At 32.7% G+C, this 20,305-nt stretch carries 17 protein-coding genes and 1 pseudogene; all 18 read left to right on the top strand.

What is annotated here, in order from left to right; genetic code table 11:
* Window positions 1-70 precede the first annotated feature (70 nt).
* A complete protein-coding gene (locus CACET_RS04050; RefSeq protein WP_048407526.1) occupies window positions 71-2,260 on the top strand; it encodes a peptidase domain-containing ABC transporter in 2,190 nt (729 codons plus the stop codon).
* 14 nt (window positions 2,261-2,274) lie between these two features.
* The gene (locus CACET_RS04055) at window positions 2,275-3,747 is read left to right on the top strand and encodes an HlyD family secretion protein (RefSeq protein ID WP_048407527.1); all 1,473 of its coding nucleotides are present in this window, start codon (window positions 2,275-2,277) and stop codon (window positions 3,745-3,747) included.
* A gap of 251 nt (window positions 3,748-3,998) precedes the next feature.
* The gene (locus tag CACET_RS04060) at window positions 3,999-4,241 is read left to right on the top strand and encodes a hypothetical protein (RefSeq protein ID WP_044826551.1); all 243 of its coding nucleotides are present in this window, start codon (window positions 3,999-4,001) and stop codon (window positions 4,239-4,241) included.
* A 255-nt stretch (window positions 4,242-4,496) separates the two neighbouring features.
* Entirely contained in the window at window positions 4,497-6,035 is a 1,539-nt protein-coding gene (locus CACET_RS04065; RefSeq protein ID WP_044826550.1) for a radical SAM/SPASM domain-containing protein, read from the top strand.
* A gap of 145 nt (window positions 6,036-6,180) precedes the next feature.
* Window positions 6,181-6,483, top strand: coding sequence for a helix-turn-helix transcriptional regulator (locus CACET_RS04070; protein ID WP_044826549.1), 303 nt, complete (start codon window positions 6,181-6,183; stop codon window positions 6,481-6,483).
* 301 nt (window positions 6,484-6,784) lie between these two features.
* The gene (locus CACET_RS04075) at window positions 6,785-7,042 is read left to right on the top strand and encodes a class IIb bacteriocin, lactobin A/cerein 7B family (protein WP_144414718.1); all 258 of its coding nucleotides are present in this window, start codon (window positions 6,785-6,787) and stop codon (window positions 7,040-7,042) included.
* Window positions 7,043-9,174: 2,132 nt separating this feature from the next.
* Window positions 9,175-9,432 carry a hypothetical protein gene (locus CACET_RS04090; RefSeq protein WP_044826545.1) on the top strand — a complete coding sequence of 86 codons (258 nt, stop codon included), beginning with the start codon at window positions 9,175-9,177 and terminating at the stop codon, window positions 9,430-9,432.
* Window positions 9,433-9,960: 528 nt separating this feature from the next.
* Window positions 9,961-10,374, top strand: a complete 414-nt coding sequence (locus CACET_RS04095) for a hypothetical protein (RefSeq protein WP_044826543.1) — start codon at window positions 9,961-9,963, stop codon at window positions 10,372-10,374.
* A gap of 333 nt (window positions 10,375-10,707) precedes the next feature.
* Complete coding sequence (locus CACET_RS04100) at window positions 10,708-10,875, top strand: hypothetical protein (RefSeq protein ID WP_158385961.1); 168 nt, start codon at window positions 10,708-10,710, stop codon at window positions 10,873-10,875.
* A gap of 216 nt (window positions 10,876-11,091) precedes the next feature.
* Window positions 11,092-12,396, top strand: a complete 1,305-nt coding sequence (locus tag CACET_RS04105) for a peptidase domain-containing ABC transporter (protein ID WP_052661617.1) — start codon at window positions 11,092-11,094, stop codon at window positions 12,394-12,396.
* Window positions 12,397-12,410: 14 nt separating this feature from the next.
* Window positions 12,411-12,680: a hypothetical protein gene (locus CACET_RS04110; protein WP_048407529.1), complete on the top strand. Its 270-nt coding sequence runs from the start codon at window positions 12,411-12,413 to the stop codon at window positions 12,678-12,680.
* Entirely contained in the window at window positions 12,670-12,876 is a 207-nt protein-coding gene (locus CACET_RS04115; RefSeq protein ID WP_044826574.1) for a hypothetical protein, read from the top strand. Before CACET_RS04110 ends, CACET_RS04115 begins: the two co-directional genes overlap by 11 nt.
* 208 nt (window positions 12,877-13,084) lie before the next feature.
* Window positions 13,085-13,942: a CPBP family intramembrane glutamic endopeptidase gene (locus CACET_RS04120; RefSeq protein WP_044826575.1), complete on the top strand. Its 858-nt coding sequence runs from the start codon at window positions 13,085-13,087 to the stop codon at window positions 13,940-13,942.
* Between the two features lie 165 nt (window positions 13,943-14,107).
* Window positions 14,108-14,713, top strand: a complete 606-nt coding sequence (locus tag CACET_RS04125; RefSeq protein ID WP_082058337.1) for a CPBP family intramembrane glutamic endopeptidase — start codon at window positions 14,108-14,110, stop codon at window positions 14,711-14,713.
* A gap of 303 nt (window positions 14,714-15,016) precedes the next feature.
* Window positions 15,017-15,178, top strand: a complete 162-nt coding sequence (locus tag CACET_RS20360; protein ID WP_158385963.1) for a hypothetical protein — start codon at window positions 15,017-15,019, stop codon at window positions 15,176-15,178.
* Between the two features lie 61 nt (window positions 15,179-15,239).
* Window positions 15,240-18,545: an insulinase family protein gene (locus CACET_RS04130; RefSeq protein ID WP_052661621.1), complete on the top strand. Its 3,306-nt coding sequence runs from the start codon at window positions 15,240-15,242 to the stop codon at window positions 18,543-18,545.
* Window positions 18,546-18,694: 149 nt separating this feature from the next.
* The gene (locus CACET_RS04135; RefSeq protein ID WP_044826570.1) at window positions 18,695-19,378 is read left to right on the top strand and encodes a helix-turn-helix domain-containing protein; all 684 of its coding nucleotides are present in this window, start codon (window positions 18,695-18,697) and stop codon (window positions 19,376-19,378) included.
* A gap of 11 nt (window positions 19,379-19,389) precedes the next feature.
* Window positions 19,390-20,268 (top strand): annotated as a pseudogene (locus CACET_RS04140) (IS3 family transposase); the annotation flags it as partial.
* Between the last annotated feature and the right edge of the window lie 37 nt (window positions 20,269-20,305).

Below are 20,305 nucleotides of genomic sequence, written 5' to 3' on the forward strand. Positions count from 1 at the left end.
ACTATAATCTATGGAGTTGAAGCAGTAAATAAAAAAAACAAGTACTAAATAAGAAAATAAAGGTGATCAAATGTTGAAAAAATACACTTGCATAAAACAACATGATACAACCGATTGTGGCGCAGCCTGTCTGGCCACCGTATCAAAGCAATATGGACTAAAAATCCCCATAACAAAAATCCGGGAAGTAGCAGGAACCGATAAAAACGGTACCAATGCCTATGGAGTAATCAAAGCAGCAGAAGAACTAGGTTTTAGTGCAAAAGGTGTCAAGGGAGACCAGGAAGCATTTTTCAGCGAAATTCCCCTTCCTGTCATTGCCCATGTTGTTATAGATAAAACCTTACTGCATTATGTAGTGATTCATAAAATTACAAAAAAACAAATTATTATCGCTGACCCAGCAAAAGGCATTGTAAAATACACACCAGAAGAATTCTTTCAAATTTGGACAGGCATTCTTATTCTTTTAGTACCCAGTCCACAATTTGAAAAAGGGGATACAACCAAAGGACTCTTTAAAAGATTTTTCGGTCTATTAAAGCCCCAAAAAGTTTTAGTAATGAATATATTCTTTGCATCCATCGTGTACACAATATTGGGTATATTGGGGGCCTTTTATTTTAAAATACTTATGGACGATATTTTAAAATATAACCTTATGAAAACACTCCATGTTATTACCGCAGGAGTAATTGTCCTTAACATCTTTAAAATATTATTAAACGCCTTTAGAAGCCATTTGCTCTTATATCTGAGCCAAAAAATAGACATTCCATTAATACTAGGTTACTATCAGCATGTTATTGATTTACCTATGAATTTTTTCGGTACAAGAAAAGTAGGAGAAATCATATCAAGATTTATGGATGCTTCTAAAATAAGAGAAGCCATTTCAGGAGCCACACTGACTATTATGATTGATACACTTATGGCAATTGCGGGAGGCGTTATTCTATATACCCAAAACACCTTTCTATTTGGTATTGCCGTCATCATGCTCATCTTTTATGGTACACTGGTGGCCGTATTCAACAAGCCTATCAAAGAAATCAACCAAAAAGAAATGGAAAACAATGCCCAGCTCACCTCCTATTTAGTAGAAAGCTTAAACGGTATAGAAACCATAAAAGCCTTCAATGCAGAAAGACAAGCCAAAACAGAAACCGAACTAAAATTTATAAAACTCCTTAAAACCATATTAAAGGGAGGTACTATCTATAATATACAAGGCTCCTTAACAAATGCCATTGCAACAATAGGCGGAATAGTGATTCTTTGGGCAGGGGCCTATAAAGTAATCCAGGGAGAACTGACGGTAGGACAGCTGTTGGTATTCAACTCACTGCTGGCATATTTTGTTGATCCAGTAAAAAATCTCATCAACCTTCAGCCCATGATGCAGACAGCGATAGTAGCCTCCGATAGACTAGGAGAAATACTTGACCTGGAATTAGAAAAAAGTGAAGACGAAGAAAAGAAAGTAAATCCAAACTCCCTAAAAGGAACTATACAATTTAAAAATATAGACTTTCGCTATGGCACAAGAGAACTAGTACTGAAAAATATCAACTTAACTATTCACCAAGGAGAAAAAATTGCATTCGTTGGAGAAAGCGGTTCTGGCAAAACAACATTGGTAAAGTTACTTATGAATTTTTATACCAACGAAAAAGGAGACATCCTTATTAACGAATATAATATCAAAGATATAAATATGGAAAAATTAAGAGAAAAAATAGCTTACATCTCACAGGATATCTTCATGTTTAGCGGCACCATAAAAGAAAACCTATGCTTGGGAAATAAAAACATAACCTTTGAAGAAATGATCCAAGCAGCAAAACTATCCAGTGCTCATGACTTCATCAATGACCTTCCCTTAAGATACAATACATTGCTGGAAGAAAATGCCACAAATCTATCAGGAGGACAAAAACAAAGACTAGCTATCGCAAGAGCATTGTTAAAAAAACCAGATATCCTCATCATGGACGAAGCCACCAGTAATCTAGACTCCATTACAGAAAAAGCCATAGAAAAAACAATTACAGAACTAAACCAAGATACTACCACCATTATCATTGCTCACAGACTCAGCACCATTATGCGATGTGACAAAATCTATGTAATGGATCATGGAGAAATCGTCGAAAGTGGAAATCATGAAGAATTAGTCAATAACAAAGGCAAATATTACAACCTCTGGAAAGAACAACTGCCAGAGTATTACCAAACAGCAGCTTCAACCATAGAGTAAGGAGAATACAGAGTATGAGAGAAATAGTACACAATCTAAAAGATATTACCGATAGTAGAGAACTTCTAGAAAGCAAGCCACCCGCCTTTACGATCCTATTTATATATATACTTATTGCACTACTAACAATAGCGGTAGTATGGTCCTATATAGGAGAAATGGACGTAGTGGTAAAAGCAGATGGGGTTGTAAGACCCAACCAAAGGATCAGTACCATCAACAACATGGTGGGAGGAAAAGTCAAAGAAGTATATCTAGAAGGAGGAAAACAAGTAACAAAAGGAGATATACTTTACATCATCGACGATGCTGATTTACAGATAAAAAAAGAATTCTTACAAGAAGAAATAAACAGAAAAACAATCGAGCTAGAAAATGTAAACAAACTGAAAAGAAGCATTCTGGAAGATACCAATTATTTCAGCTCTGCAAAAAAAGAAGAAGAACTGTATTACTACAAATACCTAAAATTTCAAGCAGATAAAAACCATTCAAGAGAAAACGTAAATCTTATTATTGCCAACATAGAAAATACAAAAGATACCACTACAAACCTACAAACCTTATCCAACGCCATAAAAACCAACATAAATTTATTTGAAGACTTGGAAAATGAATACTATGCAAAATACATAGACTACAATTTGAAGTTGAAAGGACTAAAAGATACGCTATATCAAAGACAAAAAGAATACCAAATACAAGAAAAAATGTACCAAGCAGAAGCAGTATCCAAAGTAGACTATGAAAAAGCAGAGGATGCCTTAGAACAAGCAGAATTGGAGCTGGAAAAATTTCAAAATAGCATTAGATTAGACCTAAAGTTAAATCTGGAAGAAAATCAAAGAAGACTAAGAGAACTGAAAATACAACTACAGCAAACAGCTCCTGGAACAACAGAAGCATTAGAAGCCTACCCAAATATCGCTGTAGATCACTTTAAAAATGAAAATTTAATTTCCGTCAATGACCATATAAAAAACCTACAAGTAGAAATCCGTCAATTAGAAAACAACCTACAAACAGTAAAGCTAGATATAGAAAGCAGTATTGTAAGAACCCCTATAGATGGGTATATAAACATTATTCAGGATATCAACAAAGGAGACAGTATACAAGGTGGAACAGTTGCAACCATCATTCCAGACAATGATACCAACTACAAAGTACAGATCTACGCCCCCAACGAAGAAATAGCCAATATTAAGGTAGGAGACAAAGTGAAATACAACTTTCTAGCTCTTCCTTATAAAGAATATGGAGAATTGACAGGAAAAATCACAAAAATAGCAATAGATACAAAAGTAACCAACGAAGGAAATACAAGCTATTATCTGGTAGAAGCAGACATAAAAAACAGACCCCTTATCAGTTATAAAGGAGAAGAAGCAGAAATCAAGGTAGGGATGGTATGTGAAGTCAGAGTAGTAACCAAGACAAAGAAAATACTACATCATTTGCTTGAAAAGATTGACTTAAGATTGTAAGCATTACTAATAGGATTATAACCTCTTACAATACATAAAGTTTGCAGCTATTCCCAAAGCAAAGCAAACGATAAAGCCTTTTGATGGGAGAAAAGGTTGTGTAGGATGAGGGTTATAATATATCAATCAAAACAGATTTACACAAGAAACATTTTATGCAGAAATTTACCGCGGGATGGACGGATAAAGTGTTGATCTTTACTTAAAAAAGTGAATTTAGAAATTAAACTTAAAGGGAGGAATTTAAACAAATGGAAAATAAAAAAAGACTTGAAATAGGCGTAGAAATGACGGATGAGGAACTTATGAATTTGGTAGGAGGCTTTGAAAGTGCTACTAGTATAGATACCTCTTTCTTACCTATATTGAAGTACGGTATACGGATACCAAGAGATAGTATTATTGTAACGCCATTATATGGCATACAACCAATTCCAAAGTATGGCATACAGCCGATGTATGGGATAAAACCTATTGATACTAAATTAATTTAACAAAAAATGTTAGAATATTAGAATTGTTGAATAAATTTCGCTTAGGTAGTGCAAAAAATTTCTGCTTAAGTAAAAATAAATACTCCTTTCTGCCAAGAACGAAGAAATAAATATATGCCAGAAAGGAGTATTTTAAAGAAAAAATGTTTTAAACAATTGAATTTTAGACGTAAAATTCCTGCTCAAGAAAAGAATACATGCTAAAATATATCAATAAAAAATTAAAAAAATTAAGGATATAAGGAGAAATTAGCTATGGAGTTCAAACCAATAACAGCAGTATGGGAAATAACGATGGGGTGCAATATGAGATGCAAGCATTGTGGTTCTAGCTGTGAAAATCCTCTAGAAGGAGAATTGAATACAGAGGAAGCTTTAAAACTGTGTGATGAAATGGGAGAACTAGGATTTCGATGGATAACTCTATCCGGTGGTGAGCCTACTACCAGAAAGGACTGGCATTTAATAGCAAAAAGGCTTCATGATAATGGGATTATCCCCAATATCATAACAAATGGCTGGACTATGGATGAAGAAATTGCTGAAAAAGCTGCAAAAGCAGGAGTAAATACAGTTGCATTTAGTGTAGATGGATTAAAAAAAACCCATGACTATATAAGAAAACCAGAGTCCTTTGATAGGATTATGAAGTCAATAGATATTGTTCGTAAGAAAGATCTGAATTGTTCAATCATTACAACCATAAACAAAATAAATATCAATGAATTATGGGAAATGAAAAAAATATTTGACAGTAAAAAAATAAATGGATGGCAGTTTCAAATAGGACTTCCTATGGGTAATATGGCAACAAATAACAATCTTATAGCACAACCTTATCATGTTGATGCAATTATAGATTTTGCATATGAAGTCTCTCGTGATAATGGCATTGAGATTCAATTAGCAGATTGTGTAGGATATTTTAATAAAAAAGAAATTCAGGTAAGAACAAAATATCACAATTTAGGTTCTTATCAATGGAGAGGCTGCGGTGCGGGAAAATACAGTATGGGGATTCTTCATAACGGAGATATACTTGGATGCACCTCCATAAGAGATAAGAGTTTTGTTGAAGGAAATATAAGAAGAACACCTTTAAAGCAAATTTGGAATGATCCAGATAAATTTAGCTGGAATAGAGAAATGAAAAAAGATAAACTAACAGGATTTTGCGGAAAATGTGGATTTGGCGATAGGTGCCTTGGTGGGTGTGGAAATACACGGTTAATTTTTGGTGAAAGTATTTATTCTGAAAATACATACTGTTCTTATAATAACGCTATAAAAAAGGCTGATATGCAGTTGTCAAAAATAGAAAATATCCAGGAAGCAGTTAACAAGGCGAAAAAGTTTATTGATAATAAAAGCTTCCAATTAGCACAATTAATACTAGAAAAAATGATCCATACAAACCAAGAAAATGAAGAGATTTTAAACCTGTATGGCTATGTTTCCTTTATGCTACATAACTATTCTGAGGCAAAAAATATCAATGAAAAATTACTAAAGCAAAGACCAAATGATCCCTATCCTCATAAAGGATATGGACTATCCGTTGCAAGACTTGGTGCAGTTGAAGAAGGTATAAAATATTTGAAAAAAGCCATAAAACTTTCAGATAAAAGCTTTATGGACCCTTACTACGATCTTGCTGTAATATATATGGAGAACAACAGAAGAAAAGAAGCCATCTCAATTTTGGAAAAAGGCATGAATAAATCAGCTGAATTTGCAAAAAATTGTAAAAGTTTCTATGAAGGGCTCATAAACGATACTCAAATAAGTGGTTAAAAGCAATATATCTTTTTCTTACCTCAAAAAACATTTTCATGTTAAAATTAAAAACTTTTTTACTATACAAGAACCATAAAGTTAAATTATTTCAATAAAGATGAAAATGTGTGTAGGTTATTTCTACTGGGGGTGAAAAATATCAGTGATTATAGAGAATAAGAAAAAAGAAAAATTAAATGAAACTTCAAGTGATTATAAAATTAAAAAGATTATATTTTTTGGTTTGCTTCTAACCAATGAAAAATTTAACCTGACTATAAGAGAAACTCAAGTGTTATTTGAAAAGTATTACAGAAACAGTAATGGCAACGAAATTGCCCAGAAACTAAATATTTCACAACAAACAGTTAAAACTCATATAAAAAATGTCTATAGTAAACTGGGAGTTAATAGCTTGAAAGAATGCAGGGATTTGTTGAAGGAGCTATTAGAAAAAAAGGATTGATAAGTAGTTGAAAAGCTTTTTAGAGAAAAGAAATAAAACATATTGAAGAAGGGGTAGAGAAATCCCTCTTGTTTTTAGCTGGAGGGGGATGAATCTACCCCTCATAATATGGTAAAATTTAGGCAATAAGAAGAAGCAATCTTAGGCTCTATGCTAGATTATGACTTCCTATAATACATATTATTTAAGACTGTTCCCAGAGTCAAGTAAATAAGAAAGCCTTTTGATGGGAGAGAAGGGTGTGTAGGGTAGGGGTTGTAATATATATCAAGACATTTAAAAATGAAAGGAGATGTTAATGGTGAAAGAACTTAGTTATAATGAATTGATGGCTACTAATGGTGGTGGGGTAACTTTAGGAAGTTTACTTGTAGCTATGGGACTAGGTGGACTTACAGGTTCATTTACTGGAGCTCAATTAGGTAGTGCTGTTGCCCCAGGTGCAGGAACCGTTGCAGGAGCTCTTTCGGGATTTGTATGGGGCGCAGGAAATGCTGCTTTGGCACATATTATTCAAAATTATGGAGCAGAGAGACTAGATCAATATCTAGGCTACTAAATTGTGAAATCTGCAAATTTTAAAACCTATATCTAAATAAGGTACATACTCCACTGTAGAATAAATGATTCAGTGGAGTATGTGCCATTGCCTATTAAATGTGAAAGGAACATTTCATTACACTATTAAGTTTTAAGTGTTTTAGACTTTTTATCTTAGTTTAATTTTTAAAAAAGTTGATTTAAGAATATATAGAGAGGTTTGATATTAAATGTTTAAAGGGTTGTTTAAGAAAGGTGTAGGAATTACAATAATACACTATACTATCGTCGTTGCAATTTTAGGTGTTATTTTAAAATTAAATTATTCTATAGTGAATTTGCTTTTTTTTATTTGTTTAAGCGTATATTTATTACTGGTAAATATATATTTTCTTAAAGAAAAATGGCATATTGATTCTATGAATAATCATAGATTTACAAAAAAAATTATTTTAGTACATAGTAATATAATAGCTTGCATAATCGCATCAGTATCATTTATGCAAACTTCCAAAACAAATACTATTTATAAACTGATATTATTTTTAATAATAGTTCTAGTTTTCACCATTATCAATTATTTCTCACTAATGGGTATAAAAAATTTTTTGCTGATTAAGTTTAAAGATAAACAAAAGCAGTAGTTCACGATTAGATATGTTTGAACTATTTTAATAAAAAAAGAGGTTATAGTCGTATAATTTGAATGTCGTGGAGATGGGGTTGTTGATAATGTTAACTTATAAATAACCAATGGATAAAGGATACCTTTATCTGTGCAAACAAAATGGAGTAGGCATTTTTTCTGAAATAAATTTTATCATTTACTTATAGATAAACAACATCAGGACTTAATTTTGATATACTAAGAGCTACATTTGCAGCCCACGGTTTTAGGGCGAAACCGTAGACCGTGTATATCAAAATTAAAGTTTGAACTTGCTTATCTACAATGCAAATCTAAAATTAATAAGGAGATCAATAATGCTTAGCGAGAATATGACAAAAAGCTTCAGAAAAAAATTTTCAAGTATTCATAACTGGCTGATTAATTTAAGTCAATATAATTTGTGTTTTGTATGACAGTATCTTCATATTTTATACTCTTTCCTTTGATTCTTGTTCTGGTATTAATTGAATATACTGGTGATTTTAATGAGGAAAGCATTGATTTATTCAATAATGAGGGAGTCATTTTAGTTATCCTTTTTACAGTAGTTATTGCTCCTATAGTTGAAACAGCTATATATCAAATGCTTCCAATTAGGTGTCTAAGAAAAACTAACTTTTTAAAGGAAAGGCCTATGATAATAATATTGATATCAGCAGTTTTTTGGATTAGGACATAGATACAATATAATTCGTGTGATTGAAACAACATTAATTGGAATAATACTAGCGTATTCATATCATATATACCTAGAAAAAAACTTCTATCCATTTTGGATTGTTACATGTATACATGGATTAAGAAATCTAATTACAACTATCCTATTTATTATTTTCTAGATTTTACGATTTGCTATATTCAGAAACTTACCGTTACTTTTTAGGATTGCCGAGAGGATAGAGTTTTTGACAATCTTGATTTGTAAATAACCAATGGACAAACGACATCTTTATTTGCCTAAACAATAATTTTAAAAAAATATGCTGTTTATGCAGATAAAAGTGCTGTTTATCCATTATCTATTGTGAAATTGGAAATAAGGTAGTGCGACAATGGGGAAGGTTCTTGTTGCTTCAGTGATTTATTAACAATAAGAACCTTCCCCATTGTCACAGAGAAAAGAAATAAAATATATTGAAGAAGGGGTAGAAAAATCCCCCTTGTTTTTAGCTGGAGGGGGATGAATCTACCCCTCATAATATGGTAAAATTTAGGTAATAAGAAGAAGCAGTCTTAGGCTCTATACTAGATTATAATTTTCTGGCATACATACTATTTGCAGCTATTCCCAGAGTAGAGCAAATAAGAGAACCTTTTGATGGGAGAGAAGGTTATGTAGGATGGGAATTATAATATATAAGTTAAAGAAAATTTGCATTGAAAAACATTTTATTCAGCAATTTATCGCAGAATGAATAAAGTATGGGTTTTTGCTAAAAAATACTAAATCTGCAAATTAAATTCAAAGGAGGAACTTAAAGATGTTAAAAGAAATGAGTAAAAATGAAATGATGATGATTGATGGGGGAAATGCATTTACTCCTAAATATGGAGATTTAAGAGATGTGCCGGCTGCTGTAAATCAGGCGGTCAGAGGTTTTGCCAATACGTTGGTAGGGGATCGTAATTTTCAGCAGGCCTTGGTTGGAACGGGTCAGATGACATATGGGATAATTAAAGGAAATCCTGTAACTGTTATCGGTGGTTGGGAAAGAATTGAAGGAGCTGCTGGATACTAAATCTTCTTATAAACAATGCAATCAGTTATTTGTGTGTAAACTCTAAAGTATAAATCTATAAACATGACGCCTTATTTCTTTAAAAAATAAGGCGTCATGTTAAATCTAACAAAGGATGGAGATGATGATAAAGTGTTTTTTAAAATCTATTCAATTATTGTGGCGTGCATGACGGGAGTGGTACTCTACTACACTCGCAATGTTATGACAGGCTTGTGGTGGCTGTTCACATTAATCCCATGTGTGGGAGTGTATTTTTATGGTTCTCGCAAGAGGCTGTTTACAACAAAAATATGGAAAGTTTTATTTTATTTTTATATCATGTTTTCCATTAGCTATGAATTTATTCGTCCGTTAGTTTATGAGCAAGCTCCCGTGGATTTAAGCTTTTTATTTTCGTTTCTAATTACAGCATCTTTGTGGGTAGGGCTTTATTTGTATGCTTTTAGGTTTATGAGCGAACAGGAAACGAAGCAACATTCATAGTCAATACTTTAATAGGGAAAATCACATATCGGGGGTGATAGAGTGACTAAACATGTCTTACTATACATTCTGTTAGCAGTTTTATTTTTACCGCCACTTCTTTTATTCATTCCTATTGGATCGATTATTGTGTTGCTTTTTATTCCACTCATCTTATACTTTGTTTCTCTGGAAGTGATTGAAAAAGCGATGGATCGTTTATTTTCATACTCTTTCGGCGAAGGAGAAAAAGAGAACCAGAAAGAAAATACTGAAGAAGTAACTGAAGAAGCCATGGAAAGCACAGGTGTGTCAAAATGGTCACCACGGATAAATCCCTACGTACTAATATTAGTATTTATCGTGTCGATAGCTATCATAATCCGATGGGATGGATGGGTGCTAGCGCTGACTAATATTGCTTTTATCCTGCTGAGCGGTTTTGGAGGGTATATTCGAAGAAAACCAAAGAAATAACCATATCTCTGGGATCAACAAAATGATTTACTCCCTTTTAAACACCCTGTCGAGTGCTACAGCGATGAAATTATATACACTACCTTGTTGCACTATTTATATTAAATAGTGTAGTTATCGAAGTGGTAATTTGATTTGGGAGGAAATAGTATGTTATTTAATATCGTATATTTAAAATAATTATGCATTTTAAAACCTTGAAATTTTGCATAAATTTCAATCATGTACTTTCTCGATTAATAATAAAATTTTATTAGCAATTTACTTTGAAAAGAATAAAATCATAGAAATATGGGATGGAAATATGAAAAAAAAGTATATCGCAAAAAAATATTGGGATTTATTTTAATACTATGTATAGCTATCGTATGGCTTTATATAACACTAGATTTAATGATTGATAGATGGGGAAGCTTGGCAATAGGTACATTTATTAACTTTGCTATTATCTCATTTTTTGTTTTTATAGATTATATTTATAAATATAATATTAGAAAGTAACCTCTAGACAGTAAAATTAGATAAAAATGAATCAATAGCAACTATAACCTATGACATTGAAGCAGTAAATAAAAAAACAAGTACTAAATAAGAAAATAAAGGTGATCAAATGTTGAAAAAATACACTTGCATAAAACAACACGATACAATCGATTGACACTCCGTTAATACTAGGTTATTATCAACACGTTATTGATTTACCTATGAACTTTTTAGGTGCAAAAAAGTAGGGAAAATGATATTGGTATTGCCGTCATCATGCTAATCCTTTATGGTACACTGATGGCCGTATTCAACAAGCCTATCAAAGAAATCAACCAAAAAGAAATGGAAAACAATGCCCAGCTCACCTCCTACTTAGTAGAAAGCTCAAACGGTATAGAAACCATAAAAGCCTTCAATGCAGAAAGACAAGCCAAAACAGAAACCGAACTAAAATTTATAAAACTCCTTAAAACCATATTAAAGGGAGGTACTATCTATAATATACAAGGCTCCTTAACAAATGCCATTGCAACAATGGGCGGGATAGTGATTCTTTGGGTAGGGGCCTATAAAGTAATCCAGGGAGAACTGACGGTAGGACGACTGTTGGTATTCAACTCACTGCTGGCATATTTTGTTGATCCAGTAAAAAATTTCATCAACCTTCAGCCCATGATGCAGACAGCGATAGTAGCCTCCGATAGACTAGGAGAAATACTTGACCTGGAATTAGAAAAAAGTGAAGACGAAGAAAAGAAAGTAAATCCAAACTCCCTAAAAGGAACTATACAATTTAAAAATATAGACTTTCGCTATGGCACAAGAGAACTAGTACTGAAAAATATCAACTTAACCATTCACCAAGGAGAAAAAATTGCATTCGTTGGAGAAAGCGGTTCTGGCAAAACAACATTGGTAAAGTTACTTATGAATTTTTATACCAACGAAAAAGGAGACATCCTTATTAACGAATATAATATCAAAGATATAAATATGGAAAAATTAAGAGAAAAAATAGCTTACATCTCACAGGATATCTTCATGTTTAGCGGCACCATAAAAGAAAACCTATGCTTGGGAAATAAAAACATAACCTTTGAAGAAATGATCCAAGCAGCAAAACTATCCAGTGCTCATGACTTCATCAATGACCTTCCCTTAAGATACAATACATTGCTGGAAGAAAATGCCACAAATCTATCAGGAGGACAAAAACAAAGACTAGCTATCGCAAGAGCATTGTTAAAAAAACCAGATATCCTCATCATGGACGAAGCCACCAGTAATCTAGACTCCATTACAGAAAAAGCCATAGAAAAAACAATTACAGAACTAAACCAAGATACTACCACCATTATCATTGCTCACAGACTCAGCACCATTATGCGATGTGACAAAATCTATGTAATGGATCATGGAGAAATCGTCGAAAGTGGAAATCATGAAGAATTAGTCAATAACAAAGACAAATATTACAACCTCTGGAAAGAACAACTGCCAGAGTATTACCAAACAGCAGCTTCAACCATAGAGTAAGGAGAATACAGAGTATGAGAGAAATAGTACACAATCTAAAAGATATTACCGATAGTAGAGAACTTCTAGAAAGCAAGCCACCCGCCTTTACGATCCTATTTATATATATACTTATTGCACTACTAACAATAGCGGTAGTATGGTCCTATATAGGAGAAATGGACGTAGTGGTAAAAGCAGATGGAGTTGTAAGACCCAACCAAAGGATCAGTACCATCAACAACATGGTGGGAGGAAAAGTCAAAGAAGTATATCTAGAAGGAGGAAAAAAAGATGTTTGTTGAAATGAATGTAAATGAAACGATGATAGTTAATGGAGGAAACAGCCAAAATAGGGGAAGTGATACAAGACATGAAAGAAGTGGTGGCGGAGCATATATAACTGATGAAGCCAAAGAGCAGTATGCTAAATTTGTTGTAAAATCAGTGGAAGTTTTGAAAGATGCTGTAGTAACGTATTGGGGTTATAGAAGTTTATAATCTACATTTTCAATGTTTTAGATACAAATCAGCATAAAAAATAAAGTCCTAGTTTCAATAGCTAGGGCTTTACTTTCTTATTCTAATATAAGTAGGAAATCACAAACTTCAACAAAAATACATACAGCAAATGGAGATAGAAGAAAAGCTAAAAAAATGTTTTCATGATTTTTTGTTTGTTGAGTAAAGTGAAAGGAATGGTTATAAGATGAAGCAGCTTATAAAAATAATATGGCAAATCACGAAATACATCATTATATTTTTGTTAATGAGGGAAGCAAGTGCTTATGTTGTTTCTTCTATATCAGGTTATTTTATAACTGTTGATAAGATTGAAATGATGGGCAATGGATTACTTGAAAATTTAGAAAATATATCTTATGGTATAGGAGCAGTAGGGTCATTCTTTATTTACAAGAAAATGATAAAAAGCAGAAATAAAAGTATATATGAAGTTTGTCGTTTCAAGAAACTGTCAACAGATCAAATAATTTTGTCGATTATAGTAGGAGTTGCACTAGTTTTTTTAAATGGAATCATTTTAGCTATGGTTACAACTATATTCCCATCATCTTACGAAGCATATAAAGAATTTGCTGATACTCTCAAAAAGGGAAGTACGGTATTGTTTTTTTTATGTGCTGGAATAATCGGGCCATTGTTTGAAGAAGTACAAACTAGAGGACTTATACTTAGTGAACTATTAAGAAAAATATCGTTTAGAAACGCTATTATCATTCAAGCTCTTATCTTTGGTGCAATGCATATGAATCTGGTTCAGGGAATTTATGCCACTGTCATAGGTGTCTTTTGTGGATATGCACTTCTTTGGACGGGTTCTATTTGGACGTCAATTTTAATTCATACAAGTGGAAACATATTTTCTCTAATTATGGCGCGAATAGTAGGCGAAGGATTTTTAAATCAGCCTAATAGTGTAATGCTAGTGCTTGTATTAATGATACAAATTCTAGCATTAGTAATAATTCCTTATATATTTAACTACTTCTATAAAAATCGAGTGGAATGGGAAATAAGCACAGTTGAAGAATGTTTAGAAAAATGAGTAAAAAGTTTACAAAGGCGAGAGGGCCTAGATGGAAATTATAATATGTGTGACAATAATGATGGCAGACTGTGTGAAAATCGAAAATTATCTTGATATTAATTCAGGTTCAACTACGAATTTTGTGAAAAAATAATATTGTTACAAATTAAGTTTCCAAACTAAATGGTAAAAAGAGTGCCAAATATTAGTACATTCCTTATCATCTTAAATGCAAATCTAAAATTAATAAGGAGATTAATAATGCTTAGCGAGAATATAACAAAAAGCTTCAGAAAAAAAATTTCAAGTATTCATAACTGGCTGATTAATTTAAGTCCAATAAAATTTGTGTTTTGTATGACAGTATCTTCATATTTGATACTCTTTCCTTTGATTCTTGTTCTGGTATTAATTGAATATACTGGTGATTTTAATGAGGAAAGCATTGATTTATTTAATAACGAGGGAGTGATTTTAGTTATCCTTTTTACAGCAGTTCTTGCTCCTTTAGTTGAAACAGCTGTATATCAAATGTTTCCAGTTAGGTGTCTGAGAAAAACTAACTTTTTAAAAGAAAGACCAATGATAATAATATTGATATCAGCAGTTTTTTTTGGATTTGGACATACATACAATATAATTCGTGTCATTGAAACAACATTAATTGGAATAATACTAGCGTATTCATATCATATATACCTAGAAAAAAACTTCTATCCATTTTGGATTGTTACATCTATACATGGATTAAGAAATCTAATTACAACTATCCTTTTTATTGTTTCCTAGATTTTACCATTTACTCTACTCAGAAGCTTACCGTTACTTTTTAGGATTGCCGAGAGGATAGAGTTTTTGATAATGTTGATTTGTAAATAACCAATGGATAAACCCCAAATTTAGCTGCCTAAACAATAATTTGAAAAAATATGCTGTTTATGCAGGTAAAAGTGTTGTTTATCCATTATCTATTGTGAAACTAGAAATAGGGTGATAGTATAGATGGTAAACTGGAATAGTTAAACATGATTTATATATTATTCCATGCATGTCATTGTATGTGTATTCCAGGAAGATAGTGGAGGACTTTAGATGAAAAATATAATCAAAGCATGCTTATATCTTATGAGAAAAAATAAAGTTCAAATCATATTTTTCCCAATATATTTGTTGTATATTTTGATCTTTTATTTTGGATTGGGTATGGGAGATGATATTTGGGATGATGCTATTAAAGAAATAAGTAGAGAATAGAATACTATACTATTGGCTATCTATTAGATAAATAATATGAAAAATTAGAAAGGGGAATTACATGAAAAAATATTTAAAAGTAACTAGTTTGCAAAGAAAGATTGCAGGGGTTCTGGTACTTGTTATGCTACTTTCTTTTGTACCGATGCAGGTTCAAGCAGAGCAAGGCTATAAAGTTGGAGAAGTATATTATGGATTTCAGCTTATAGAGGAAAATCATGTAGAAGAGATTAGCTCCAAAGTCAGGGTTTTTGAACATACTCAAAGTGGTGCAAAACTGATTCATTTGGAGAATGATGACAGCAATAAGGTTTTTAGTATCAACTTTAGGACACCACCATCAGACAATACAGGAAGTCCCCATATCTTAGAGCACTCCGTATTAAATGGTTCTGAAAACTTCCCTGTAAAGTCACCTTTTATAGAAATGAATAAACGTTCTTTAAGTACGTTTTTAAATGCTCTTACTTATCCAGATCGTACTTCCTACATAGCAGCAAGTAGAAATCATAAGGACTTTAGAAATTTATTGCATGTGTACTTAGATGCAGTATTTTTTCCAAAGGTTTTGAAAGAAGAGAAGATTTTTATGCAGGAAGGTTGGCATTATGATTTAAAGAATCCAGAAGATGAACTTACCTACAATGGAGTTGTCTACAACGAGATGAGGGGAGCTTATTCGAATCCTGTGAATGTTTTAGTCAAACAGAATCAAAAATCACTGTTCCCCGATACACCCTATGCTTATGATTCAGGGGGAGATCCTCAAGTAATTCCACAGTTATCCTATGAGGCGCTAATAGACTTCTATAAAACCTATTATCATCCATCCAATACTTATATTTATTTATATGGCAATTTAGACTTGCAGGAGACTTTAAAATTTATTCATAATGAATATTTGAGTAAATTTCAAAAGCAGGAAGTACAAGCTTCTATTTCTAAACAAAAGCCCTTTGCAAAGCGAGCTTATCATACGATTGAATATGCATTGTCAGAAAATGCAGATACCAAAAATAAAACCTATTTAAGTTTAAATTATGCTGTAGATGAAATTAATAATAAAGAGACCATGCTGGGATTTTCTATTTTAAATGCGCTATTAATGCAAACAGAGTCCTCCCCTCTGCGTAGTGTATTGCTGCAAGAAAAAATAGGAACCAATGTTTTTGGCAGTTATGATCCCATGACATTACAGCCTAGCTTCAGTATCATCATTGAAAATGCTGCTGATGAAAAGATAGATGACTTCGAGGGGGTTGTTCAACAAACATTGGAACAACTGGTGGCAGAAGGCATTGATCGTGAACTAATATATGCGATATTTAATACGATTGAAATTTCCATGCGTACAGAAAAATCCGATGCCAACAGAGGTTTTGGATATCATAATACTGTTTTGGCAACCTGGTTACATGATTATGAGCCTACATTATATCTTTCTTTTGAAGATACATTAAATAAGATAAAAAATAAAATTGATGAAAATTATTTTGAAAGTCTAATACAAAAATATTTGCTAGATAATACCCACAGTTCTTTAGTAGTGATGAAGCCAGTAGCTGGTTTAGAAGTACAAAAAGGAAGGGCATTGAAGGAAGAATTACAGCGAATAAAAGACAGTCTTTCAGAAGAAGAAATACAGGCTTTAGTAGAACAAACAAAAGCATTAGAAAAATGGAAGGAGACACCAAATTCCCAAGAAGCAATACAAACCTTACCTGTATTATCGTTAGAAGATTTACAGCAGCAACAAAAAAATATTTCTTCAAAGATTGAAGAACTAGAGGATGTTACGATTCTATTGCATCCATTATTTACAAATAGAATCGCCTATGTGAATATGTACTTTGATACCATGAAAGTACCACAGGAGCAAATTTCTTATATCCCCTTGCTAGTTTATTTGCTTGGTAATATAGATACAGAGCAATACAGCTATCAACAGTTATCCAACGAAATAAATAATCGTTTAGGTGGACTAAATTTTAGAGTAGATATGATTTCTAATTTAAAAGAGAATCATAAATATGCTCCTAAATTAAGGGTATCCATGTACACAGTTGCAGATGAATTAAGAAATGGATTTAAAGTTTTAGAGGAAATGATGCATCATGGAAAATTTGAAAACTTAGACAGGATAAAGCAGTTGGTAGGTCAATTAAAAGCAGATGTGGAATATGGCTTAAATAGTAATGGTATAGCTATAGCTCAGATCCAATTAATGAGAAAACAATCTCAAGCAAACCAATACCAAGCCAGCATAAGTGGAATAGATTTTTATTTCTTCTTGTGTGAAATTGAAGAGATGTTAGAAAAGAATCCGGAAGTAGTGATAGCAAACTTGCAGGAGGTAAATCAGTTAGTATTCCAAAAAGAAAACTTACTTGTCGGTGTTACTTTGGAGGAAGAAGAATATGAAACCTTTAAAAAAGCATTTTTGCCATTTGAAGCAACATTAAAGACTGTAGATGCACCATGGCAGACTTATCGTTTTTCTACTGACAGCGGCAGTGAAGGCATTATTAATGGTGAGCAGATCCAAAGCGTTGTAAAGGGATATAATTTTAAAGATTTAGGCTATGAATATAGTGGGAAAATGGATGTTCTTACACAAATTCTTTCTACAGAGTATCTATGGAATCGCGTAAGGGTTTCTGGTGGCGCCTACGGCAGTGGTATATATATTGCCAATACAGGAGAGATGATGCTTTATTCCTATAGAGATCCTAACTTGAAAGAAACTTTAGATGCCTTTCATGGTATACCAGCTTATCTACGAAACTTTGCTGAGGATGAGGAGGAGATGCTGAACTATATTATTGGAACCTTAGGACAATATGATCCTTTGCTTAGTCCACAGGAGAAAGGTGCGTTAGAGGATAGACTTTATATGATGCAAATAACCCATGAAGATTTAAATGCAATAAAAGAGCAGATTTTACAAACTACAGCAGAAGATATAAGAAACTTTGCACAGTTGATGGAGGATGTCCTAAAGCAAAATCAATATGTTGTAGTAGGATATGAAACAAAGATTCAAGAAAATGCAGATTTATTTGATAAAATAATGAACATTTTTGGGGAAAAACAAGGAGTAAAGAAGGAGATTGAGTATTTGCCAGCTATAGAAATTTTTCAACAATTAGGGATGCCGGTAAGGATAGAGGAGGAAGATCCTCAAAATCCTATAGTTATCGTAGAAGTAGGAAATATTCAATTATTACTTTATGTCAATACAACATTGATGGTCATCAATGACCATGAGTATCATTTACAAGGCAAAATTGAGTTGAAAGATAATGAAATCTATGTACCAGAAGAAGCATTTGAGATATTCTTATACATGTTTCTACAAGAAGAGTAATAGTAAGTGTCAAGGAATTGACGTATAGAAATTCAATAGAATAGCTGATAAAATAAATCCAGTAGAAGTTAGATATGTTTGATATGCTCCCCTTATAGTAGACAGTTAAAATAATAAAAACTGTTTATTATAGAGAGGAGCATATTTTTATGGGAAGAAAAACTAAATTTACAGCTGAGATTAAGATTGATGCAGTAAAAAATTATTTAAGTGGAACAAGGTCTCAAAATCAAATAGCAAAAGATTTAAATATTCATATAAGTACAATCCAAGGTTGGATTTCATCATACAAGACACTAGGGACATTAGGGGTAACTACTACATCTAAAAACGCTGGATATTCAGAGCAATTAAAAAAAGAAGCTGTTATAGATTATCTTTCAGGTAATTTTTCGCAATATGAAGTGTGTGAAAAGTATGGAATTCGTAACCGTACTCAACTACGGAAATGGATTTTGCAGTATAATGATTATGAAAAGATAAAATCTTCAGGTACAGGGGGAATATCAATCATGATCAAGGGACGTACTACAACATTTGAAGAACGTATTGAAATAGTTAAATATTGCATTGAACATAATAGAAATTACAATGAAACTGCTGAAGCATATAAGGTTTCTTATCAGCAGGTCCGCAGCTGGACTGTTAAGTATGAGCAATCTGGCGTAGATGCCCTAGTTGACCGTAGGGGCAAACACAAGTCTGAGGATGAACTTACAGAGTTTGATAGATTAAAAGCTCAAAACAAGCTTTTGGAGGCTAGGTACAAAAGATTAGAGATGGAGAATGAACTGCTAAAAAAACTCGAAGAGATGGAAAGGGGGCATTTCTAAGCCTTGCTAAACATGAGAAAGTATATATAGTCATTAAGCTACTTTCAGATCAAAAACATTATCCTGTTTCAGTTTTGTGTCAGATTGCTAATATTAGCAGATCCGCTTATTATAAATGGCTTCATAGAGAAAAAAGTCAGAAGGAACTTCAGAGTGAAAAACTACTTGTTCTCATTAACCAAGCTTATGAAGAAAGAAACGGTATACTGGGTTATAGGCAGATGACAATCAAGATTCGACGTGAACACAATATAAACGTAAACCATAAACGAATCTACCGGCTGATGAAATTAGCTGGTCTAAAATCAGTATGCAGGAAAAAGAAATACAACTACATGAAGTCAACCCCTGAAGTTACAGCTGAAAATGTGCTGAACCGGGACTTTAAAGCACAACGCACCTGTGAGAAATGGCTTACGGATGTAACAGAGTTCAAATATGGCGATGGGAAAAAAGCATACTTAAGTGCAATCTTTGATCTTGGTGATAGAAGCATAGTGTCTTACGTCATTGGTCATTCAAATAACAATGCTCTTGTATTTGAGACTTTTGACTTAGCAGCTACAGCTTATCCTAACGCAAAACCCATATTTCATAGCGATCGTGGTTTTCAGTATACAAACAAAACATTTAAGTTAAAACTTGATAAGGCAGGAATGACACAGAGCATGTCCAGGGTAGCTAGATGCATAGACAATGGTCCTATGGAGGGCTTTTGGGGAATTTTAAAATCTGAGATGTATTACTTGCGTAAGTTTAATGATTATGAGAGTTTGAGGAAAGCAATTGGGGAATACATAGGTTATTATAATACCAAGCGATACCAGAAACGTTTAAATTGCATGACTCCAATCGAATACCGTAATTATCTCACTGATATCTCTGCATAAAAAAGCACCAACCATTTTCGATTGGTGCTTCTATGAT

The organism is Clostridium aceticum (assembly GCF_001042715.1).
Taxonomy (GTDB): Bacteria; Bacillota; Clostridia; order Peptostreptococcales; family Natronincolaceae; genus Andreesenella; species Andreesenella acetica.